15 protein-coding genes and 1 pseudogene are annotated in these 22,073 nt (G+C 69.7%); 3 read left to right on the forward strand and 13 right to left on the reverse strand.

Features of this window, described 5'->3' with window-relative positions; genetic code table 11:
- Window positions 1-119: 119 nt before the first annotated feature.
- The gene (locus ACO1BU_RS16195) at window positions 120-1,961 is read left to right on the forward strand and encodes an SLC13 family permease (RefSeq protein WP_424137003.1); all 1,842 of its coding nucleotides are present in this window, start codon (window positions 120-122) and stop codon (window positions 1,959-1,961) included.
- Here ACO1BU_RS16195 and ACO1BU_RS16200 read toward each other — a convergent pair.
- The 11 genes from ACO1BU_RS16200 to ACO1BU_RS16250 all read right to left on the reverse strand — a co-directional run bounded on the left by ACO1BU_RS16200 (window position 1,934) and on the right by ACO1BU_RS16250 (window position 14,072).
- Window positions 1,934-2,824 carry a class I SAM-dependent methyltransferase gene (locus ACO1BU_RS16200; RefSeq protein WP_424137004.1) on the reverse strand — a complete coding sequence of 297 codons (891 nt, stop codon included), beginning with the start codon at window positions 2,822-2,824 and terminating at the stop codon, window positions 1,934-1,936. The two genes, ACO1BU_RS16195 and ACO1BU_RS16200, sit on opposite strands and share 28 nt — an antisense overlap.
- Window positions 2,814-3,839 carry a GNAT family N-acetyltransferase gene (locus tag ACO1BU_RS16205; protein WP_424137005.1) on the reverse strand — a complete coding sequence of 342 codons (1,026 nt, stop codon included), beginning with the start codon at window positions 3,837-3,839 and terminating at the stop codon, window positions 2,814-2,816. Before ACO1BU_RS16205 ends, ACO1BU_RS16200 begins: the two co-directional genes overlap by 11 nt.
- Window positions 3,840-3,847: 8 nt before the next feature.
- On the reverse strand, window positions 3,848-4,894 hold the full coding sequence (locus ACO1BU_RS16210; RefSeq protein ID WP_424137006.1) for a glycosyltransferase: 1,047 nt from the start codon (window positions 4,892-4,894) through the stop codon (window positions 3,848-3,850).
- The gene (locus tag ACO1BU_RS16215; RefSeq protein ID WP_424137007.1) at window positions 4,891-5,655 is read right to left on the reverse strand and encodes a PIG-L deacetylase family protein; all 765 of its coding nucleotides are present in this window, start codon (window positions 5,653-5,655) and stop codon (window positions 4,891-4,893) included. The genes ACO1BU_RS16210 and ACO1BU_RS16215 overlap by 4 nt, the downstream gene beginning before the upstream one ends.
- Before the next feature lie 41 nt (window positions 5,656-5,696).
- The gene (locus ACO1BU_RS16220) at window positions 5,697-6,515 is read right to left on the reverse strand and encodes a TIGR04290 family methyltransferase (RefSeq protein WP_424137024.1); all 819 of its coding nucleotides are present in this window, start codon (window positions 6,513-6,515) and stop codon (window positions 5,697-5,699) included.
- Window positions 6,508-7,305: a sugar phosphate nucleotidyltransferase gene (locus ACO1BU_RS16225; protein ID WP_424137008.1), complete on the reverse strand. Its 798-nt coding sequence runs from the start codon at window positions 7,303-7,305 to the stop codon at window positions 6,508-6,510. Before ACO1BU_RS16225 ends, ACO1BU_RS16220 begins: the two co-directional genes overlap by 8 nt.
- Window positions 7,302-8,399, reverse strand: coding sequence for a CgeB family protein (locus ACO1BU_RS16230; protein WP_424137009.1), 1,098 nt, complete (start codon window positions 8,397-8,399; stop codon window positions 7,302-7,304). The genes ACO1BU_RS16225 and ACO1BU_RS16230 overlap by 4 nt, the downstream gene beginning before the upstream one ends.
- 97 nt (window positions 8,400-8,496) lie before the next feature.
- A complete protein-coding gene (locus tag ACO1BU_RS16235) occupies window positions 8,497-9,210 on the reverse strand; it encodes an HAD family hydrolase (protein WP_424137010.1) in 714 nt (237 codons plus the stop codon).
- A gap of 286 nt (window positions 9,211-9,496) precedes the next feature.
- Window positions 9,497-10,471 (reverse strand): Bug family tripartite tricarboxylate transporter substrate binding protein, encoded by a 975-nt coding sequence (locus ACO1BU_RS16240; protein ID WP_424137011.1) that lies wholly within the window; start codon window positions 10,469-10,471, stop codon window positions 9,497-9,499.
- A complete protein-coding gene (locus ACO1BU_RS16245; RefSeq protein WP_424137012.1) occupies window positions 10,468-12,054 on the reverse strand; it encodes a hydantoinase B/oxoprolinase family protein in 1,587 nt (528 codons plus the stop codon). Before ACO1BU_RS16245 ends, ACO1BU_RS16240 begins: the two co-directional genes overlap by 4 nt.
- Window positions 12,051-14,072 carry a hydantoinase/oxoprolinase family protein gene (locus ACO1BU_RS16250; RefSeq protein WP_424137013.1) on the reverse strand — a complete coding sequence of 674 codons (2,022 nt, stop codon included), beginning with the start codon at window positions 14,070-14,072 and terminating at the stop codon, window positions 12,051-12,053. The genes ACO1BU_RS16245 and ACO1BU_RS16250 overlap by 4 nt, the downstream gene beginning before the upstream one ends.
- A gap of 352 nt (window positions 14,073-14,424) precedes the next feature.
- Between ACO1BU_RS16250 and ACO1BU_RS16255 the strand changes: the two genes are divergently transcribed.
- Window positions 14,425-15,432: a YMGG-like glycine zipper-containing protein gene (locus ACO1BU_RS16255; protein ID WP_424137014.1), complete on the forward strand. Its 1,008-nt coding sequence runs from the start codon at window positions 14,425-14,427 to the stop codon at window positions 15,430-15,432.
- A gap of 14 nt (window positions 15,433-15,446) precedes the next feature.
- Window positions 15,447-18,539 (forward strand): caspase family protein, encoded by a 3,093-nt coding sequence (locus ACO1BU_RS16260; RefSeq protein WP_424137015.1) that lies wholly within the window; start codon window positions 15,447-15,449, stop codon window positions 18,537-18,539.
- Between the two features lie 12 nt (window positions 18,540-18,551).
- On the opposite strand, the pseudogene ACO1BU_RS16265 reads toward ACO1BU_RS16260, so the two are convergent.
- Window positions 18,552-18,800: pseudogene (locus tag ACO1BU_RS16265) on the reverse strand (hypothetical protein); the annotation flags it as partial.
- Between the two features lie 111 nt (window positions 18,801-18,911).
- Window positions 18,912-22,070, reverse strand: a complete 3,159-nt coding sequence (locus tag ACO1BU_RS16270) for an efflux RND transporter permease subunit (protein WP_424137016.1) — start codon at window positions 22,068-22,070, stop codon at window positions 18,912-18,914.
- Between the last annotated feature and the right edge of the window lie 3 nt (window positions 22,071-22,073).

The following is a 22,073-nucleotide window of genomic DNA, read 5'->3' on the forward strand; positions in this document are numbered from 1 at the left end:
GGTTTCAGATCGCGGAACGTCGCAACCCCGGCGCCCCCCGCCGGTTTTTGGGCGTGCGCTGCCGATCGGGGCCGCGCAGGGAAGGGGCACCCGGCGTTCGGGGGCGAGCCAGCGAAAGAATGACACTCGACCAGGGTCTGGCGTTTGGTCTGATGGGCGTGACCATCGCCTTGTTCCTATGGGGACGATTTGCGTATGATGCGGTGGCGCTGGGAGCGCTGCTTGCAGGGGTCCTGCTCGGCGTCGTGCCGCTGGACAAGGCCTTCGAGGGCTTCGCGGACGATGTGGTCGTGATCGTCGCGGCGGCTCTGGTGATCAGCCATGCCGTGGCGCGTTCCGGCGCGGTGGAAGTGATCATGCGGCCGGTGACGCCGCACCTGCGGACAGCGGCGGTGCAGGTGCCGGTGCTGGCCGCGGCCACCATGCTGGTGGCGATGTTCACCAAGAATGTCGGCGCGCTGGCGATCATGATGCCCATGGCCATGCAGCTCGCGCGCAAGACGGGCACGCCGCCGGCGGCGATGCTGATGCCCATGTCCTTCGCCGCCATGACAGGCGGCGTCGTCACGCTGGTCGGCACAGCACCCAACATCATCATGTCCCGCGTGCGCGAGCAGCTGACCGGGACGCCCTTCAGCATGTTCGACTATGCGCCCGTGGGCCTCGGGATCTGCATCGTCGCGCTGCTCTTCGTGGCGATCGGCTGGCGGCTGCTTCCCGGTGGACGTCGCGGCGCAGCTTCCATGGATGCGGCCTTCAACATCGGCCAGTACACGGTGGAGGCACGGCTGCAGGAGGGAAGCGCGGCGGCCGGCATGACGGTGGCCGAGTTGGAAGCCCTCTCACAGGGTGAGGTTCGGGTTTCAGCCATCCTGCCCGCCCGGGAGCTTGAGCCGGCGATGGCGGAACCGGCGGGTCTGCGCCCGATCACTGCTCTGGTTCCTGATCCTCCCTCGCCGGAACGCCGCCTGGCCGCCGGGGAAGGGCTGATGCTGCGCGGAGAGCCGGAGGATCTCGAGCGCCTCGTCGCCCAGGCCGGGCTTGCCCTGGCTGGCGAGGGGCCGGTGACCGACGATCCGAATACGGACGAGGACGACCACCAGGTGGTGGAGGGCGTCGTGACGAGCGAGAGCCCGCTGGTCGGCCGCACCCCGGCTGCGCTGACACTCCGCAGCCGCCACGGGGTCTCGCTGCTCGCGGTCAGCCGCCGTGGCCAGACCCAGATCCGGGACCGCTTGGCGCAGATCCGGCTTCGGGCAGGCGACGTGGTTCTGCTGCGCGGCCTGGCCTCCACCATGCCCGACAATCTGGGCGAGCTGCGCGTGCTGCCCCTGGCCGAGCGTGGCATGGCGCTGGGTCGCGGCAAGCGTTCCTGGCTGCCGCTAGCGGTGCTGGTGGCGGCCATGGTGCTGGTGGCCCTGGGATGGCTGCCCGTGGGGATCGCCTTCTTCGGTGCCGTGGTTGCGCTGTTCACGCTCCGCGTCATGACCACCCGAGAAGCCTATGATGCCGTGGACTGGCCGGTGATCGTGCTGCTTGCCGCCCTGATTCCCGTCAGCGGTGCCATCCAGCATACCGGCGGCACGGACGTGCTGGCCGGCTGGCTCACCGGTGCCGTGGAGGGGCTGCCGCCGATCGCGGCCCTGACGGTGACCATGATCCTGGCCATGGCCGTGACGCCCTTCCTGAACAACGCTGCGACCGTGCTGGTCATGGGGCCGATCGCTGCCGCCTTGGCGAGCAAGCTGGGACTGAGCCCGGACCCATTCCTGATGGCGGTGGCGCTCGGAGCCGCCAGCGACTTCCTCACCCCCATCGGGCACCAGTGCAACACGCTGGTGATGGGACCGGGGGGTTACCGCTTCGGCGACTACGCCCGGCTCGGCCTGCCCTTGTCGATCCTGGTGGTGCTCGCTGGTGTGCCGCTGATCGCCTATTTCTGGCCGCTGGCGCCGCACTGACCGGGGCGGCGGAGCAGGAAAGCCAGGCCGTCCCAGAGGGTGAAGGGCGCGACGCCGTTCCGCGAGAGCGTCCATCCCCCTGCCGCCCAGCGCGCCGCATCCGCCCGGTCCAGCGCGGGATCGCCGCGATAGGACAGGTTGAGGATGGCAAAGGCCCCGCCCGGGCGCAGCAGCCGCGCTGCATCGGCCAGATGCCGTTCCGCCACCGCGGCGCCGGCCTGGACGAGATAGGGAAAGCTATCCACGGCCAGGATCAGGTCGAAGCGCGCGTCGCCTGGCAGGTCGAGGCCTGTCCCGGGGGTCGTTTCGAAGTGCAGATTGGAAATGGCCCCATGGCGCCGCTGGGCCTCGGCCACCATGCCCGGCGACACGTCCAGCCCCAGCACGGAGCGGCAGAGCGGCGCGAGTGCCGCCGAGACCCGGCCGATCCCACAGCCCAGATCCAGCACATCCCGCTCCCGGCCGATCAGCCCTTCGGCCGACAACCAGGACAGGATCTCCTGGGTCGCTGCGGCGAGGATGGCGGGATCGCCCAGCGAATAGGCGGCGACGCTGGCTTCCGGCGCGCGGGACACGGCGCGGTCGAACAGGGCGGCGATGGCGGCAACGGCCGCATCGGGTGCAGCCCCGAAGGGCGCGTGGTCGACCTCCGCTGCCATGGCCGAGAGTTCCTCCAACGCGCCCCGGCGGGCCGAGACCAGCTCATCGAGCCGCCGCCAGTTGGCATTATCAGGGGCGCGGCGCTCGGCTACGCGCCGAGCAACCGCAGCCGGGTTGGCGCCGCCCAGCAGCAGCCGCGCCAGCGCGACCTCTGGTGAGATGCGGCCGGCCAGGCAGAGGGCGATCGGGTCGTCATCGGTCATGGGGGCCGGTGGGCACAAGGTGGCGTCCCGTGTTCAGGCGGTCCTGCCCGCCCCAGGCGTATTTGTAGGCTTCGCCGCCGCGCAGGAAGTGCAGCTCGCGTCGCCCTTCGGCGATGGCTGCTTCTGCGATATGGCCGAGCAGGATGGTGCCGGGGCTCTCAAAGGCGCGCGCCTCGTCGAAGCCGCTGATGTAGAACAGCAGGCGGTCGGGACCGGCGGCCAGTACATGGTAGACGGCCGCGATCGCCCCGCCGATGTGCAAGGCGTAGAGCCGCAGCGCGCCGGCCTCGAAAAGTTGTGGCAGCGCGGCCCGATGGAAGGCGAGCACCCGCGGGTCAGCCAGCACGCCGCCCTCCTCGCCCAGTCGGGTCCAGCGTGCCCGGTGCATGCCGACCAACGCCTCCCAGAAAGGCAGGACCTCCTCGGCTTCGGCGACGGAGGCGGTCCAGCCGCCGGCCCGCTCCGCTCGGTGGCGGGCCATGCGCAGCTTGCGGAGGGTGCCCGACGGAATTGGCCCGCGCAGCGCCTCGATGCTGTCGGGTAGGGCGAGCACAGGGCAGGGTTCGCCTACCCAGCCCTCCTCCCGCCAACCCGGCGGCACTTCGGCTTCCCGCAGAGGAGCGCCGGGCTTCAGATCGGGAAGATCGCAGCAGGTCACGCCATCGCGGGATGCGGCGTCCAGCGCCATGGCCAGTAGCGCGGTGGCGGCATCCGCCGGTGCAGCGGGATCGAGCAGCGCGTCATTATAATCGGTAATCCCGACGCCCATCGGCAGCAGCTTCCGCGCACCGCCTTCATCCAGCACATAGAGCGACAGTAAGCCGAGCAGCCTGCCATCGTCGCCGCGCAGGGTCGCGACACGCGGCATTCCCGTGCCGAAGGCGCCCCACCAGGGCAGCAGCCAGGCAGGGGACTGGAAGGGCGTGGCCGCCCCGCCCGGGACGGATTGCGCGCTCCGCCACAGCCCCTCCCATTCCGGGCGTAGCGCCGCGAGCGCCGCATCACTGTCGATCAAGACCGTTCTCATGCCGCCAGACGCCGGTAGAGTGCGATGTAGTCTGCGGCCATGCGCTCCCGGGAAAAGCGCTGACGGGCGACGCGCCGGATCTCCTCGGGGTCCAGTGCGCCGACGCGGCTGATCGCCTTCGCCATCCCGGGCGCGTCGGAGACCAGGAAGCCGGTGCGGCCCTCCTCCACCACTTCCGGCAAGGCACCGGAGGGAAAAGCGATCACCGGTGTGCCGCAGGCGGCTGCCTCCATGGCGACCAGGGAACTGGTTTCCGGCGCCGTGCTCGGCACAAGCAGGCAGCGCGCGGCGGTCAGGAGCCGACGCTTGCGCGCGAAACCAATCGGTCCGAGGAAGCGGCGCCGCCGGTCCAGGCGCGGCCGGACCTCCTCGGCGAAGAAGCGCTCATGGGCTTCGTAGGGAAAGACCTCTCCGCCGATCAGCAGCGGCACATCCGCGAGATGCGCTGCATCCAGCGCGTGATGCTGGCCTTTCTCCGGGCAGATGCGGCCGAGCATCAGCGCGAAGTTACGGCGGGCGTGGCGCGCCGCGCCCAGTTCCTCCACCGGCACCCCGTTGGGCACCGGGGGAAGCACAGGGGCCGCCATCTCCCGCAGCGCCGCATGCTGCGAGGCGGAGACGCCGTGCAGCCAGGTGCCGGGGCGGGAAGGGTGAAGCGCCTCGGCCGGATACCAGGATGGTGGCAGGTGCAGCGTTGCCAGCACGGGCGGGCCGGGCGCGGGGAGATAGGCGTGAAAGTCGATCCCGTGCAGGTGCACCGCATCGACCCGCTCCGTCTGCAGCACCGCCGCGATCACGCGTGCCGTTTCCGCCTGGGCCCGCTGCCGGGCCGTATCGTCCAGTGCGCCCGGCGGGCGCGCCACCGGCCGCAGCGAACCGAACACCGCCGACCCTTCCTGCGCGACCACGATCGAGCGATGCCCCGCCGCCTGCAGGGCCTGGTCCATCGCGGAGAGGATCTGCTCCGCCCCGCCCACCGCATCGGGCCCGACGGGGGCCAAGGGATAAGCGACCGAGAGGATCGAGAGAGGCCGGCCGCTCATGCCGGCAGGCGCAGGCTGCGCCACGCCTCGGTGGCCAGGCGGCGCCAGCGCGCCCCGTCCATGCCCCAGGGATAGCGCTCGTAAAGCAGCTGTCCTGCATGCGCTGGGGCGGCGAAGTCATGCTCCGGTGCGGGCCGGAAGGACTCCGTCTCAACCGGGAACTGCGCCAGGGTTCCGGCCTGGGTGGTAAAGGCGTCCAGCATCGCGCGCTTCCGGGCGCGTTCCTCCGCGGTCAGCTCCAGTATCGTGGCGGCAGGGTCGCGGGGCAGGAAGCGGCCCACGGCCCAGCCATCCGGGGCAGCATGGTAGTAGGGCATCTCAATCAGGGCCGGCGCTTCGGCCCCGCCTTGCGCCAGGATCGTGACCGCCGCCCTTGCACAAAAGGCTACGGCGTCGTGATCGGGGTGGCCGCCCTCATAGGCATGCGTCAGCACCGCCCGAGTGCCGCGATCAGAAAACTGCGTCGCGAGCGCCCGTGCCAGTGCCGCCATTTCGAGCGACGCTCCTTGGTCCGCAGCACCCAGCACGATACGCTCCGCGCGAACCCCGCCCGTGGCGAGGGCCGCATCCAACTCCCGCTGCCGTGCGGCGGCATAGTCTTCAGCGGTCTCAAATCCCGCCGCCCGCGCGTCACCAAGGTTGCGCGGCGCGCCATCCGTCACTTGCACCAGCAGCAGCCGGCGGAACAGCGGCATCACCGCTCCGGCGCCGAGCGTCTCGTCGTCGGGATGGGCAACCACCACGGCGACGGGCTCCTCCACCGCCTCGCGCCGCGCGAGGCGGGACAGCAGCGCTTCGGCGTTCAGGCGGACGAGCCCTTCGATTCATCGAAGGGCGCGATGCCACCCCCCTCCGCATCCTCCGTCCCGCGCGCGGGATAGACGGCGCCGTAGAAGTTCTGGTTCCGCTTGGCGCGACGGCAGACGAAAACCTCCGGCTCCGGTTCCGCCTCGATGGAGAAGCCGGCCGAGCGCAGCATGGCGGCCGAGCAGGCACGGTTCGGCGCCCACCAATTGGTGAAGTCGTCGGAATAGGCGTGCTCGATGAAATGCATCTTCGGCCAGCCCGGGTCATTGAAAACCTCGGTTTCGCTGAAGGGGTAGTTCGGCGCCACGGGCGCGACGCGCTCGCTGCCGCGCTGGAGGGACTGGAACAGCAGCAGGTCGCCCGCGGCATGCTCGTAGATCAGGTCCAGCGCCAGCAGCGGGTGGCGGAGGTGATAGAGCACCCCCATGAACACCACGACGTCAAAGCGCTCGCCGAGCCGGGCCACGTCATAGACGGAAAGGCGGCGGAACTCGATGTCGAGCCCTTCCACTTCGGCGGCGAAACGCGCCTGGGCCAGGTAATCCTCGTCAAAATCCACGCCCAGCACGCGGGACGCGCCGCGGCGCTTCATCTCCATGGCGTAGAAGCCGCCATTGCAGCCGATATCCAGCACGCTCTTGCCCGTCAGGTCGGCGGGCAGGGCATGGGCGAAGCCACGGAACTTGTTCGCGGGATAATCGCCGAGGAAATGGTCCGGCGCGGTGCGCACGCCGCGCAGGTTCAGGTTGTGAAACCACGGGCCCAGCTCGGCGGCGCGGGCGGCGATGCGTTCGGCCGTCCAGCCGTCAGTCACGCTCAAGCTCTTCTCCCTCCAGGTCACGGCTCGCCAAAGGTGCTGGCAGCTCCAGCAGCCGGGATGCATCGCGGTATCCGTTCAGCGTGCCGGTGTCGACATAGCTGATGCCGGCCCGGACGCCCCAGGCGTTGTTGCCCCGGGCGATCCAGGCATTCACCAGCGTGCCGATATATTCATCCTGCCGCTCCCGCGCTTCCCAGAGGTCATGCAAGGCGTGAAGCGTGGCGCCGGGCATCTTGAAGGCTCCCCATACCCAGTTCGTCGCCGGGTCCGGCCGCTTCACCTGCACCTCGCGCACGCGGCCATCCCCATCCGTGTCCACCGCGTCGAAAAGTTCGGGCTGATCGACGGGAAAGAGCAGGAAGCTCAGGCGGTCATCGGGGAGGCGGCGCAGCGCATCGGCGGGGAACCAAACCGTATCAGGCAATCCCACCAGCACGCATTCTTCCGGCGCCACGAAGGGCACGGCGCGGAAGATGGCGTCGCAGAGCCCGGCGGCGCGCTCCTGCACCGCATAGGCGATGTTCGCCGTGCCGTAATGCCCGCCATAGTAGCGCATGATGTCGGACTTCAGCGGCGAGATGACGAAAAGGATCCGGTCCGCCCCACCCAACACCATGCGCTCGACCAGGTGCTCGCTCACCGCGCGCGGGCGTTCCACGCCGTTCTCATCCACGCGGCTGCCCACCGGCAGCAATTCCTTCGAGAAGGCGAGGGGCTGAATCCGCGTGCCCTGCCCCGCGGCCGGGATGATGCCCCAGACGCGGGGCGCCGTGGCGCGGCTCATGCGCCCGCGCCTGGCACGGAGGTCAGGGCAGGGGTAGCGGCCGCCTCGATCGCCGCCACCATCTCACGCGCCCGCCGCTGTGCCGTGTGCTCGGCCAGGCAGCGCTCGCGCCCGCGCCGCGCCACCAGGGCCAGTTCCTCATCGGAGCGGTCGATGGCTGCGAGCGCCTCTTCTGTCGAGCGGGCGATGAGAATCTCGCGTCCCGGCTCAAAGAACGCGTCCAGCCCCGCCCACGAGTCCGACAGGATCGCCACGCCGCAGGCTGCGGCCTCGAAGAGCCGGCCAGAGGGGCACCAGCCCGAGCGGGCCATCGCCTCACGCGTGATGTTCAGCGTGAGCCGAGACGCGGCATAGAAAGCCGGGTGCTCGGGCGGCGGAAGATGTCGCAGGAACCAGGTATTCACCGTCCAGGGAAAATCCTGCGGGTACTGCGCGCCGCCGATGACGAAGCGGCGTTCCGGGCGCCGCCGGGCCGGTTCCAGGAAAAGCTGGTCCAGGGCCGCCTGCCGGTCGGCGGCATAGGTCCCGAGATAGGATAGCGCAGCCCTGTCACTCGGCGCCGGCGCGGGGCAATGGATGGCCGGATCGGCGGAGCCATAGAGCGGCGCCACGCGGCGTGCACCGAGCCGGTCGCGCAGCGCATCCAGCGCGCCGCCACCGGTATAGGACAGCACGAGGTCGAAGCCGCCCAATCCTTCCGGCCCGATATAGCCCACGGCTTCCCCGGCCTCGAGCCGAGCCAGGGTGACGGGCGTGTCCAGGTCGTAGAAGACGCGCAGCGCGCGGCTGTCCATAACCAGTGCCGTCGCCTCCGCCGCGTCCGGGCAGTAGGAGGTGACCATGCCCGCATCGGCCTCGGCCAGGGCATGGCGTGCGCGGGGCAGGGCTTCCGCCCAGTCCCGGTACAGCACGAGTTCGCCACCTTCCGGCAGGGCGTGCAGGTCGCGATTTTCGGCGTAATAGGGAACGTCGCGTTCGAAGAAGGTTACGCGGTGGCCATCACTGATCAGCGCGGCAATCAATGCGCGCCACAACGCCGCATGGCCGTTTCCCCAGGAGGAGGAAACGGCGAGTCCGAAAATCACCAGCCTCATGCGGCCGGGTGATCCGGGAAGGGGCACGCGGAGAAATGGGCGAGCATCGAATCCGTCCGGAAATCCAGAGACAATCCTGGCTGCCCCGCCCGGACCATCAAGCCACGCACTCTTCACCATTGCGTAAGCGCCGGAGCAGCGCCACCACATCCAGCAGGCTTTCGGCCACAGTCAGCCCCGCGCTGCGCGGCACGGCAGAGGGTGGCACGGCATCCGGCACCATCACCACGCGCATCCCGGCCGCCTGCGCTGCCGCGACGCCAGGTGGGGAATCCTCCACGGCCATGCAGCGGGCGGGCGTGGCGCCGAGTTCCGCCGCCGCGCGCAGGAACAGGGCGGGATGTGGCTTGCCGGCCGAAACATCGTCGCGCGTTACCAGCGTCGCGATGGATTCGAGCAGCCCTGCCCGTCCGAGGGCCGCCAAGGCTGTGCGGCGGCTGGCCGAGGTCGCCACCGCGCAGGGCAGTTTCCGGGCGGTCAGCTCCTCCAGCAGCTCCACCGCCCCTGGCTTCGTGGGTAAAGGACCCTCCAGCAGCCGCGCCTTTCGGGCGCGGTAGTCGAGAAGGCAGTCCTCCCACGGGAAATCCGGCCCGAACCGCGCGCGTATCAACGTGCCGCGCTCGCGGCTCGAGACGCCGACGAGCGTTGCATAGAACGCATCCGGCACCTCCTGCCCCAAGGCCGCCGCGGCGGCCATGAAGGCCGCGCGATAGGCGCCTTCCGTGTCGAGCAGCGTCCCGTCCATGTCGAGCACGACGGCATCGGGGAAGCCGAACCCGGTCGAACGACCCGCAGGGGACCGATCGATCACGCCGCCATGCCGCACACGTTCCGTCCTGCTTCGTCGAGCCGCCATCATGGAAGCGCCCCGCAGGGCGGGCCAGAGGGCGGAAGCGGTGGGACGTGCCGGGCATTGTCACATTCCTGACAGCCGGGTTCGTGGAAGGCTGCGAAGGCCCCCGCACGGCCCCGTCGGTTGGGGGAGCCGTCCGGAGATCCGGTGCGAATCGGCCTCCGCCCGGGCCCCATCAAGGCCGATCAGGCGAGCGGCGGGACCAACATAGGTTGGTTCCGTCGCCCCGAAGCCGCTCTGGGACTCAGTCGTCCAGCTCGATCTTTGCGGCTTGCACCACCTCGGACCAGCGCCGCATATCCGCGCGCCACATGGCGTCGAACTCGGCCGGGCCGGCGGGGGAGGGGCGAGCGCCGAGATTGGCGATCCGGGTTTGGCCCATGGCTGACCGCACCGTGTCCATAATCGCGGCGGAGAGCTGCTCCACCGTTTTCGGATTCATGTTCGCCGGCCCGAAGACGCCGACCCAGCTCGATACCACGAAATCCGGCATCCCGGCCTCGGCCATGGTCGGCACCTCCGGCAAGGTCGGCACGCGTTCGGGCGAGGTGACGGCCAGCGCGCGCAGCGTACCGCCCTGGATGCCGCCGAAGACATTCGGCAGGTTGTCGAAGATCACCTGAATGCGATCTGACTGCAGGTCCAGCACCGCTGGCGCGCTTCCGCGATAGGGCACATGCGTCATCTCCAGCCCTGTGCGCAGCCGGAATAGTTCGCCCGTGAGATGAATCGAGGTGCCGGTGCCCGAGGAGCCGAAATTGACCCCGCCGGGCCGCCGGGCCCAGCGGATGAATTCCTGCACGCTGTGCACCGGCGCCCGGGCCGAGATCGCCATGACGTTGGGGAATTCGGAGACGCGCGCGATGGCGGTGAAGTCGCGCGCGGCATCGAAGGGCAGGTTCCTGCGCACGGCGGGCGTGACGCCATGCGTGCCCGCGCCGCCGATCAGGATCACCGTGCCGTCGGCCGGCGCCTTGGCCACGTAGTCGGAAGCAATGGAGCCGCCAGCACCGGGACGGTTCTCCACGATCGCGTTCACGCCAAGCCGATCGCGCAGCCCATCCGCGATGATGCGTCCGGTCGCATCGAAGCTGCCGCTGACATAGCCCACCTGAATGCGGATCGGGCGCGTCGTGTCCAGTTGCGCGGCCGCCGGACGGGGCAGGGCGCCAAGTGAGATGCAGGACAGCAGCAGCGACGCGGCAAGTCTCTTCTTCATGCGGATGGTCCCCAACCTCCGGCGCCGGCAGTGCCCATCAGCAACCGGTCGCCCGTGTTCAACACCGTGGTGAGCTTCGACCGCACTTCCTCCCGCGCTCCGTTGGCGCGGATCACCCAGGCTTGCGCTACCTGGCCGTTCTGGCCGCCGGCGCTGCCCCTTGCCGCGTGGTGATGCCTCTCTCCCCGGAAGGTGAGGGTGAGGGGACCACGCAGAACCTCGTATTCCCTGTCGATGCCGCAGCCACCGGGATGCAGCCCCGCGCCGCCCGAGCCGCGCCGCACGCGATAATGGTGAACGCGCACGGGCGCGTCCGTCTCCATGGCCTCCACCGGAAGATTCATGGTGTTGCCGACATCGGTGGAGACGCCATGCACCCCCGGCCCGATTGCCGAGCCGCCGCTGCCGCCCGCCAGCACCTCTGTCACTACCCAGGCCGAGCCATCCGCCCGTCGCCCGGACAGTGCCATCACGGTGGAGGTGCCCGCATTGGCAGCCGGGATGCGGTCCGGCAGCGCCTGGGCCAGCGCGCCGAGAATGGCGTTGGTCAGCAGCTTCACCGTGCCCGTGCGCGCATTCAGCGGCGCCGGCATGCGCGGATTCAGCACCGACCCTTCCGGCAGCACGACACGGAGCGGCCGGGCGCAGCCGCCATTGTTTGGGATGTCCGGCCCTGTGACGGCGCGCAACGCGAAGAAGCAGCCGGCCATTACGCCAGCGGGCGCCGCATTCACCGGCCCACGCACCTGAGGCGAGCTGTCCGTGAAGTCGAAGGTCATCTCATCGCCCGCGACGGTTACGCGGACCTTGATCGGCACCTCGCGGTCCAGATCCACGCCGTCATTGTCCAGCGCGTCCTCATAGGTCCAGCTTCCGTCGGGAATGGCACGGATGGCGGCGCGGGTCGCGGCCTCGGCCCGGCGTACCAGCTCCTGCATCATCGCGGTCAGTGCGTCCGCGCCATGGCGCGCAGCCAGTTCCTCCATCCGCATGGCGGCGACGCGGCAAGCCGCGACCTGAGCGTCCAGATCCCAGGAGAAGGCGTCGGGCGTGCGCGTGTTCAACGAGATGATCCGCAGGATCTGCTGATCCGTCACACCCTCCCGGGCCAGCCGCAGCGGGGGCAGGCGCAGCCCTTCCTGGAAGATCTCGGTGGAGGTGGTGGGCAGCGAGCCCGGCGTCAGCCCGCCCATGTCCTGATGATGCAGGATGGTGGCAGCTAGGCCGATTACCCGATCCTCCGCGAAGACCGGCACCATGAGCGACACGTCCGGGATATGCGTGCCGCCGTCATAGGGGTCGTTCATCAGATAGACGTCGCCCGGCCGCATCTGCGCCACGGGGAAGTCGCGCAACATGCGCGAGACGGCGGGCATCAGGCATCCCAGCAGCAATGGCAGGGAGATGGACTGGGCCATCACCGTGCCGTCCGGCAGGAAGAGACTGGCCGAGGCGTCATTCGCCTCCCGCACGATGGGCGAGACGGCCGAGCGCAGCATCACGCCCTGCATCTCCTCCGCAATGGCCTCCAGCCGGCGGCGGACAATCTCGATGGTCGCGGGGTCAAGCCGTTCGGCGTTCATCGGGCGCGCTCCATCATCAGATGCGTGGGATGGGCGGTAACGCGCCAGCCCGCCGGCACCACCAGCGTGGTATCGTCCTGCTCCAGGATCGCCGGGCCGGCGAGAATTTCGCCGGCGGCCAGGGAGCCGCGCGGCACCACCGCCACCTCCTGCGCCACGCCGTCGATCACCGCCATCCGGATGCTTCGCGCGGCAGCTTTGACGGCACTGGAGACGGCATCGATCACCGGCGCGCGCAGGCGCTGCACCACGCGCAGCGAAACCAGCCGCACCGGTGCCTGGCGGGCATGGCCATAGGCTGCACGATGGGCGGCGATGAAGCCCTGCGCGATGGCGCGGCCTGGCGCATCTGTATCCGCCGGGATCGGCACCTCCAGGCTGTGGCCCTGGCCGACGAAGCTGGCGCTGGCGGTCAGCAGGGTCTCGGTGCCCGCGGTATCCACGCCCTCGGTTTCCATCGCGGCGCGGCACTCGGCCACCAGCGCGGCGATGGCCGCGCGCAGTTCGGCGTCCGGCAGATCGTCGAGCACGCGGCCGAAGCCGCGCGCCGCGTCATGCTCAAGCGGCGCGTCCAGCAATCCGGTTGCGGCCAGCACGCCGGGGGCGGCGGGCACCACGATGCGGGTCTGGCCCAACTCCTCCGCGATGGCATAGGCGTGCAGGCCGCCGCCGCCGCCCGCTGGCACCAATGGCAGTTCGCGCGGATCGGTGCCACGCGCCACGGTCACGCTCCGCACGGCTTCCGCCATGACGGCATTGATTACGCGATGGATGGCGACCGCCGCCTCGCGCAAGCCGAGGCCGAGCGGCCCCGCGACCTCCTGCTCAATGGCCTCGGCCGCTGCCTGTGGGTCCAGCGCCAACTCGCCGCCGGCGAAGTGCGACGGGTCCACCAGCCCGAGCACGACCGAGGCGTCCAGCACCGTCGGCCGCGTGCCGCCGCGCCGGTAGCAGGCCGGCCCCGGCGCCGCCCCCGCAGAGCGCGGCCCGACGCGCAACCCGCCTGCATCGTCGATCCAGGCGATGGAGCCGCCGCCCGCCGCCACGGCCAGCACATCCGCCGTGGGTACGCGCACGGGAAAGGTACCGATCATCCCGTCCATCCGCAGCGCCGGCGCGCCGCCCCGGATCACCGCCACATCGGCGCTGGTGCCGCCGACATCGATGGAAACGCCATCCTGAAGGCCGGCGCCACGCAACACCGCGGCCGCGCCGATGGCCGCCGCCGAAGGACCGGAGAGGGTGAGGCGGATCGGCTTTCCACGCGCCGCCACGGCGCCGAGCAGCCCACCCCGCGAATGCATGACCTGTAGCGGCACGCCGATCCCAAGGTCCTGCAGGATGCCCTCGATCCGCCCGAGATAATTGCTCATGACGGGCTTCAGCGCCGCGTCGAAGGCGGTGGCGCAGCTCCGCTCGTATTCGCGCGGCGCCGGATCGACCTCCGAGGAGAGCGAGACGGCCATCCCCGGGCAGGTGGCGCGCACGATCTCCTGCGCCCTCCGCTCATGTCTTGGGTCCAGGAAGGCGAAGAGGAAGCAGATGGCGATCGCTTTGGCGCCGGCGGCCTCCAGCGCCCGCGCTGCCGCGGCGACCTCCGCCCCATTCAGCGGCTCCCACTCACTGCCATCGGCGCCGATCCGCTCGGTCACCTCCATCCGCCGCTCTGGCGGCACCAGCCCGACCGGTGTCTGCGGGCCGAAGAGCAGGTCGTAGTTGGAGGCGCGCGTCATGCGCCCGAGTTCGATCACGTCCGCGAAGCCGCGCGTGGTGATCAGCCCGACAGGGGCAGCGGTGTTCTCCAGGATGGCATTGGTCGCCACCGTCGTGCCGTGCAGGAAGCGGCGCACGGCCTCCGGCCTGCCCGAACTGCCCCCGAGCAGCCGGGACAGCGCATGGCCTACGGCGCGTGCCGGATCATCCGGCGTGCTCGGCACTTTGAGGGAAAGCAGCGCCCCGTCCTGGCCGCGCAGCACGGCATCCGTGAAGGTGCCGCCAATATCGATGCCGATCTCCACCCCGGTGGATCTCCTGATGCCCGTGCCATTCAAAGCGCCTGGCGCGGGTCGGGCAAAGGGCATGCCATCGCGCTGGTATTGGATCCGGGCGAGGTGGGAAGCGCCGGACCAGCCCCGTTTCGAGTTTGCCGGTCGCAGGAACTGTTGGACAGCAGCGATCAACGCAGTTGGAGGGGCTAACTACGCCTCAGCCCGCATCCTGGGCATGAGGTCTGTCCGCCGTTATCACGAATTCGTGAGCTTGTGTCGCGGCGTGTATCCCTTTCGGGAGGAGAACCTTGGCGGTAATCCGCCCCTCACCGTAACGTTCGAATCTCGCTCTCGAGCCAGTCACACCAGGAAACCCGGTTCCATGGCATCCCCAGCACGGCGGGCCGTCGCCGTCCTTACCTCTCTCAGCCTCCTCGTCGGCTGCGCCACGCCGCTGACGCGGGAAGGCCGCATCGGGGTGGATGACGGCACGGATTCCTGCCGCCAACAGCTTGTCGCCCTGGACAGTACAGGTGACTTCTTCGCCGAGGATATCCTGAAAGGCGCCGCCATCGGTGCGTTGGGCGGTGCAGCGGCGGGTGGCCTGATCGGGCGCGACTGGCGCGGCGCACTGATCGGCGCGGCGGCGGGCGGCGCCGTCGGGGCGGCTGGCGGCTATCTCTATGCGATGCAGCAGCGGAACAAGGACCAGGCCAGCCTCCGCATGGCGGTGGCCTCGGATCTCGAACGCGAGAACGCCCAGCTCGATCGTTCCCAGCTCGCCTTCGACCAGCTCATGGACTGCCGCTTCCGCCAGGCAGAGCAGATCCGCACGGCCGTTCGCAACGGCAGCATGAGCCGTGAGGCCGGGCTGGCGCAGATGGCCCAGCTCCGCGAGCGTACGCAGCGCGAGATCGCCTTCGCGCAGAGCATCAGCCAGAACATCAATAAGCGTGGCGCCGAGTTCGACACCGCCGTGGAGAGCTTCGAGCCCGGCGTGGCCCGCACCGCCCAGGCGCAGGTGGCCGCGACCCGCGAGGCGCCGCTGCGTCCCGTCCAGACCCGCCGCGAGGCGCCGATCCGCCTGCGGCCGGATCCGGCCTCGCCTGAAATCGGCAGCGTGCCGGCGCGGCAGAGCGTGAAGGCCAAGCCCGCCCGGAACAACTTCGTCCTGGTCGAGACGGATACCGGGCAGCGCGGCTATGTGCCGAGCGAGGCCTTCGCCAACACGCGCTCCCTGGGCGAGGCGCCGCGCCCGGTGCCAGCCGCCAGCAACGGCGACGCGCGCTCCCTTGCCGCCAGCAACGTCGCCCGCCGCGACAATTTCGCGGAGAGCGTATCGCAGGCGCAGACCGCTGCGGCCAGCGGGTTCGAACTGGCCGCGGGCTGAGCGAAGTACAACCCATGCGCAGCTTGCTTGCGGCGCTGCTGCTCTCCGCGGCAGCCCTGACGCAACCCGCCTGGGCGCAGCAGGAGCCACCGCAGCAGCCCATCCTGCGGATCGAGACGGGGGCGCACACCGCACCCGTCGCGCGCCTGGCCACCGATGCTGCCGGCCGCCTGCTGGCCAGCGTGAGCGATGACAAGACGCTGCGCCTCTGGTCCCTGCCCGACGGAAATCCCCGTGGCGTGCTGCGCCCGCCGATCGGCCCGGCGGAGGAGGGCGAGCTCTATGCGGTCGCCCTCTCCCCGGATGGGAGCCGCGCCTTCGCAGCGGGCAGCACCTGCCGGAGCTGGGACGGCACCTACTGCATCTATGTCTTCGATACCGTAGCGGGACGGCTGGCGGCACGGCTGCCAGGGCTGCCAGCGCCCATCCAGCATCTGGCGCTCTCTCCGGACGGCACGCTGTTGGCAGCGGCCCTGGGCGGCCGGGCCGGCATCCGCGTCTGGGATGCACGGACCGGACGCCCGGTCTTCGACGATCCGGATTACGGCGGCCCGGCGCGCATGGTGGTCTTTGATATCGCCGGGCGCCTCGTCAGCAGTTCCGCAGACGGGAAATTGCGACTCTACGATCCGCGCGGCCGCAAGCTTGGGGAGCGTGCGCCGGTGGCGGGCGGCCGTCCCTTCGGCTTGGCCCTTTCTCCCGACGGAACGCTGGTCGCGGTGGGCTATGAGAACCGGTTGCGCGTTGAGATCCTGGCCTTGCCGGATTTTCGCAGCGTGGCTTTGCCTGACACGGCCGGGCTGGACGGGGAAGGGCTGCCGGCCGTGGCCTGGGCCAGCGACGGAAGGGGTGGCGTGCAGCTCCATGCCGGCGGTTATGCGCGCCGCAACTTGCAGCCGGCGCGAAGTGCAGCCGTTGCGGCAGCCCCCGCAGCGCCGCAGGCAGGAGGGCGCGGCATCCGCCTTCCCCCCTCCCAGGCGCCGCAACCAGCCGCGGACACGCCCGCCGAGCCGCCCGTCACGGCGCTGACGCCTGCCGCAGCACAGGTGCCAGAAATGCCCCGAAGCTTCGTCATCCGGCGCTGGGCCGATTTCGGCCTTGGCCCGGCCAGTGACGTCGCCGCGGCCCATGACTCCATCGCGCAGATCCTGCCCTTGCCGCGTGGCGGCGTGGCCTTCGCTGCCGCCGATCCGGGCTGGGGCCGCGTGGCGCCGGATGGCACGCTGGCCCTGGCGCCGCGTGCGGCCACCTCTGACTTCCGTTCCACCGGCAGCGCCCTGGCTGTCAGCGCGGACGGGATGCGGCTGCGCTTCGTGGCGCGCCGGGGAATGGCGCCGCTCACCTTCGACGCCACCCGGGGGCAACTCGATCTCGCCAAGGACCGTCCGGGGGATAGAGTGTTCTCGGCCATGGAGACGGCTGGCGGCATCACCCTGTCGCAGTGGCGTGATTCCTCGCAGCCCCGTCTGAATGGCCGCCCGGTCGCGCTCGGCTCTGGCGAATATGCCCGCAGCGCCGCCGTGCTGCCCAATGGAGGCGGCTTCCTGCTGGGCACCGACACGCATCTGCGCCTGTTCGACTCCCGCGGCGCGCTGGTGGATGCGCTGCCCGGGCCGGGCGCCACCTGGGGCCTGGCGGTTTCGGCCGATGGCAGTCTTGCCGTCGCTGCCCATGCCGATGGCACCCTGCGCTGGTACGGCCTGGCCGGTGGCCGCATCGCGGAGCGCGCGGCGTTGTTCCTGCAGCCCGCCACGCTGCGCTGGGCCATGTGGACGCCTGAGGGCCTGTTCGACCATGGCGCCTCGGGTGGGCAGGAGTTGGTTGGTGTGCATCTGAATGGCGGTCGCGCCGCCACGCCGGAATGGGCGAGCTTTCAGCAGGCCTATCGCGCCCTTTACGCGCCGGAAGCCGTGCGCCAACGCGTGGCCGGGCAGATGCCGAACGCCAATGTGCTGGCTGGGCTGCGTGACCGGATCGGCCATACGCCCACCGCAAGGCCGGGTGAACTCTGCGTGGTGATGCCGGACGGGTCCTGCACGGTCCTGCCCTGGACTGAGGCAACGCTGCCAGCCGGCGCGACGGCACTGCGCTTCACCGTGCTGCCGCAGGATCGCGGCCTGGGCCTCGGCCCGCTGGATGTGCTGGTGAATGGCCGCATCGCCGTGCGCGTGGACGGGCCGAAGCATGGGCCGGATGCTGGTAGCCGCGCCCTGGCCACTCCGGTGCCGATCCATGCCGAGGTGCCGCTTGACCCCGGCCCGAACAGCATCACGACGCGACTTTACGCCGCCGACCGCACCCTGTTCGCCGAGGGGCCGGCGCTGGATCTCCGGCGCGAGGGCGAGGCCGCCCCGCCACCGGGTGCCGGGCGGCTGGTGGTGCTGGCGGTTGGGGTGAATGATTACGGCCGCCAGGACATGAACCTGCAATTCGCCGTTCCCGATGCGCGCACCGTGGTGGAGGCACTGCGTACCGGCGGCGCTGGCCTCTACGAAGGCGTGGACACCACCATGCTGACCGACGGGGAGGCGACGCGGGAGGGCATTCTGCGCGCCTTGGCTGATGCGGCCCGGACAGTGCGCCCGCAGGACACTTTCGTCTTTTACATCGCCGGCCATGGCGTGCGGGTGGAGCAGAACGGAGGCTTCCTGTTCATTCCCTCTGATATCGGCCAACCCAGCACCATGGCCGATATCACCCGCCGTGCGCTGGACGACGACGCGCTGATCACGGCCCTGGCCGGCATACGCGCACGGGACGGTTTCCTGCTGATCGATACCTGCTATGCCGGCCAGATCGCGCTCGACAGCCTCTCTGCATTGGGCAACGAAACCGGCCGCTATCTCCTCGCCGCCGCCTCCTCGGTGCAGGAGGCGCTGGACAGCTACGACAACCAGAACGGTGTCTTCGCCTATGCGCTGCGCGAGGGGCTGCGTGGCCGGGCGGCCAAGGATGCCGATGGACGGGTGAGCGCCCTTGCCCTGGGCGAATATGTGACCCGCCGCGTGCCGGAGCTGGCGGGGGAGCGGCAGCACCGCCAGAACGCCGTGTTCCGCACGGCCACGCGCGACCTCCGCAGCTTCGCGATGAGCATCGCGCCGCGCTAAGGCGCGCGCTCCTCAGCCTGGCCCCACTTCCCGGAACAGCCTTCCCCAGCCCGTCACCCGGCGCGGGTCCACGCCCGTGAGCAGAAGGCCTTTCCACACCACCGTCGCGATGGTGTCGTAGATCGGCAGGCCCAATTCGGCTTCCAGCTTTTCGACCAGCGGGGTGGCGCGAAGATTGGTGCAGATCACTGCCAGCGCCTCTGGGCCCTGCGCCGCCATGTCGCGCGCCATGGCCGAGAGCTGCGCCGCCCTTACCTCGGCGACGGAGAAGTTGTCGCGTAGGCGGAGCGGTAAAGGAAAGGGGCCGGGGGAGAAAGAATTCTCCCCCGGCCCCTCATTGTTTTCATCAACGAAGCGCGCTTGCCATCAGGCTCAGTCGGCACCAGCCGGCTGGTGGGCCGCCTTCTCCTCGTCCCGCCGCGCCTGGACCTCGCTTGCCCGCTTCGTCCGGAACAGGCGCAGCACCACGGTGAAGAACAGCGGCACGAAGAACACCGCCAGGCCCGTGCCGGTGACCACGCCGCCGAACACGCCCGTGCCGATGGCCTGCCGCCCGCCCGCGCCAGCGCCGGTGGAGATGGCCAGCGGCACGACACCAAGGACGAAGGCCAGTGAGGTCATCAGAATCGGCCTCAGGCGCTCCCGCGCCGCGTGAATGGCGGAGTCGATCAGACTCTCCCCAGCCTCGAAATGCTCCTTCGCGAATTCGACGATCAGGATGGCGTTCTTGGCCGAGAGTCCAATGGTCGTCAGCAGGCCGACCTGGAAATACACATCGTTCGACATGCCTCGCAGCATTGTTGCCGCAACGGCGCCGAGCACGCCCAGGGGCACGACGAGCATCACGGAGACCGGGATCGCCCAGCTCTCATACAGGGCCGCGAGGCAGAGGAAGACCACGATCATCGAGATGCCGTAGAGCGCCATGGCCTGGGAGCCCGAGGCCCGCTCCTCATAGGACAGGCCGCTCCAGGCGACGCCGATGCCCTGGGGCAGTTCCTTCGCGATCCGTTCCATCTCCACCATGGCCTGGCCGGTGGTGTGCCCCGGCGCGGCGTCGCCCTGGATCTCGATGGCACTGATACCGTTGAAGCGGGCGAGGCGGGGCGAGCCCACCTCCCAATGGGCCGAGGCGAAGGAGGAGAAGGGCACCATCTCCCCGGCGCCGTTGCGGACATACCAGCGCGACAGGTCCTCCGGCTGCATGCGCGCCTGCGCCATGCCCTGCAGGTAGATGCGCTTGATCCGTCCCCGGTTGATGAAGTCACCGGCATAGGAGGCACCGAAGGCGGCCGTGAGGGTGCTGTTCACATCGGCGATGGTCAGGCCCAGGGCGCTCGCGCGCTCCCAGTCGATGTCCAGCTTGTATTGCGGCTCCTCATTCTGCTCGTTGGGGCGGACATTGGTAACCACCTGGCTTTGCGCTGCGGCCTGAAGCAGCCGGTCCCGCGCTGCGAGCAGCGCCTGACGCCCCAGCCCGCCATTGTCGAGAAGCTGCATGTTGAAGCCGGTGGCGTTGCCCAGCTCACGCACCGGGGGCGGCGCGAAGGCGACGACCTGAGCGTCCGGGTAGCGCCCGAAGCGCTCCATGATCCGGCGGGACAAGGCCTGCACCGAGTTTTGCTCGCCCGGGCGTTCCTCCCAGTCCTTCAGCCGGATGAAGGTCAGCGCAGCGTTCTGGCCGCGTCCGCCGTAGTTGAAGCCGGTGACCCCCATGACCGAGTCGACGACGTTCTTCTCGTCGGTGATCAGGTATTGGATCAGCTCGTTCAGGGCGCGCTGGGTCCGCTCCACTGTGGCGCCGGGCGGGGTCGAGACCTGGGCGTACATCACGCCCTGATCCTCATTCGGCAGGAAGGAGGTGGGCAGGCGCGTGTAGAGGACGCCCATTCCCACGGCCAGGGCCGCGTAAATGAGCAGGAAGCGAGCCGGGCGGGTGACGAGCCGGCGCACGCCCCCGGCATAACCGCGGCTGGTGCGGTCGAAGTTGCGGTTGAACCAGCCGAAGAAGCCGCGCTTCTGCCCGTGCTTCGGGCGCTTGAGGAGGGTGGCGCAAAGCGCGGGGGTGAAGACCAGCGCCACGAGCACGGAGAGCGTCATGGCCGTGATGATGGTCAGCGAGAACTGCCGGTAGATCACGCCGGCCGAGCCGCCGAAGAAGAACATCGGCAGGAATACGGCCGAGAGCACCAGGCCGATGCCGATCAGCGCGCCGGAGATCTGGTCCATCGACTTGCGCGTGGCTTCCAGGGGGGAGAGCCCCTCATCCTCCATCACGCGCTCCACATTCTCGACCACCACGATCGCATCGTCCACCAACAGGCCGATCGCCAGCACCACGGCGAACATGGTCAGGGTGTTGATCGAGTAGCCCGCCAGGAAGAGCACCGCGAAGGTCCCGAGCAGCACCACCGGGATGGCCAGGGTCGGGATCAGCGTCGCCCGCAGGTTCTGCAGGAAGAGGTACATGACCGCGACGACGAGGATCATGGCCTCGATCAGCGCCCGGATGACCTCGTGGATCGAGATCCGCACGAAGGGCGTGGTGTCCAGCGGATACTGGACCTCGACATTGGGCGGCAGGGTCGGGCGGAGCGAATCGATCGTCGCGCGCACCGCTTCCGCGGTGGCCACGGCATTGGCACCGGGGGCGAGCTGGAGCGCGATGCCGGCCGCCGGACGCCCGTTGAACACGTTGCTGAAGGCGTAGTTTTCCGCCCCCAGCTCGATCTCCGCCACGTCCCGCAGCCGCACCTGCGAGCCATCGGTCTTCACCTTCAGCAGGACGGAGCCAAACTGCTCGGGGGTTGTGAGATAGGAGGGGCCGATCAGCGTGGCGTTCAGCATCTGGCCGGGGACGGCGGGGCGCGCGCCCAGCTCGCCCGAGGCCACCTGCACATTCTGCGCAGAGAGCGCAGCGGTGACGTCGGACGGCATCAGATCGAAAGCGTTGAGCTTGTCCGGATCCAGCCAGATCCGCATCGCGTATTGCGATCCGAAGAGGTTGAAGTCGCCGACGCCATAAGTGCGGGTGAGCGGATCCTGCACGGTGGAGCCGACATAGTCGGCCAGGTCGTTGGTCGATAGCTGGCCATCCGTCGAGACAAAGGCGACCACCAGCAGGTAGCTCGTAGCGCCCTTGGTAACGCGGATGCCCTGCTGCTGCACGGCCTGGGGCAGGCGCTGCTGGGCTAGGGAGAGCTTGTTCTGCACTTGCACCTGGGCCGTGTCCGGGTTGGTGCCCTGGGCAAAGACCAGCGAGATCTGGGACGTGCCGTCCCGGTTGCTCTGCGAGGTGAAGTAGAGCAGCCCGTCCAGGCCGGTCATCTGCTGCTCAATGATCTGGACCACAGTGTTCTGCACCGTCACGGCCGAGGCGCCGGGATACCTGGCGGTGATCTGGATCGTGGGCGGGGCGATGGTCGGGTACTGCGCGATCGGCAGGCTGCGGATGGCGAGCAGGCCCATCAGCATGATGCCGATGGCGATCACCCAGGCGAAAACGGGCCGGTCGATGAAGAAGCGTGCCATGGC

This window comes from Roseomonas chloroacetimidivorans, from assembly GCF_049629625.1.
Classification (GTDB): Bacteria; Pseudomonadota; Alphaproteobacteria; order Acetobacterales; family Acetobacteraceae; genus Roseomonas; species Roseomonas chloroacetimidivorans.

Bases quoted from the DNA above. Each gene is read 5' to 3' on its own strand.
- ACO1BU_RS16270 (WP_424137016.1), bottom strand. From the start codon at position 22,070: ATGGCACGCTTCTTCATCGACCGGCCCGTTTTCGCCTGGGTGATCGCC.
- ACO1BU_RS16245 (WP_424137012.1), bottom strand. From the start codon at position 12,054: ATGAACGCCGAACGGCTTGACCCCGCGACCATCGAGATTGTCCGCCGC.
- ACO1BU_RS16240 (WP_424137011.1), bottom strand. From the start codon at position 10,471: ATGAAGAAGAGACTTGCCGCGTCGCTGCTGCTGTCCTGCATCTCACTT.
- ACO1BU_RS16210 (WP_424137006.1), bottom strand. From the start codon at position 4,894: ATGAGCGGCCGGCCTCTCTCGATCCTCTCGGTCGCTTATCCCTTGGCC.
- ACO1BU_RS16255 (WP_424137014.1), top strand. From the start codon at position 14,425: ATGGCATCCCCAGCACGGCGGGCCGTCGCCGTCCTTACCTCTCTCAGC.
- ACO1BU_RS16200 (WP_424137004.1), bottom strand. From the start codon at position 2,824: ATGACCGATGACGACCCGATCGCCCTCTGCCTGGCCGGCCGCATCTCA.
- ACO1BU_RS16195 (WP_424137003.1), top strand. From the start codon at position 120: ATGACACTCGACCAGGGTCTGGCGTTTGGTCTGATGGGCGTGACCATC.
- ACO1BU_RS16225 (WP_424137008.1), bottom strand. From the start codon at position 7,305: ATGAGCCGCGCCACGGCGCCCCGCGTCTGGGGCATCATCCCGGCCGCG.
- ACO1BU_RS16260 (WP_424137015.1), top strand. From the start codon at position 15,447: ATGCGCAGCTTGCTTGCGGCGCTGCTGCTCTCCGCGGCAGCCCTGACG.
- ACO1BU_RS16230 (WP_424137009.1), bottom strand. From the start codon at position 8,399: ATGAGGCTGGTGATTTTCGGACTCGCCGTTTCCTCCTCCTGGGGAAAC.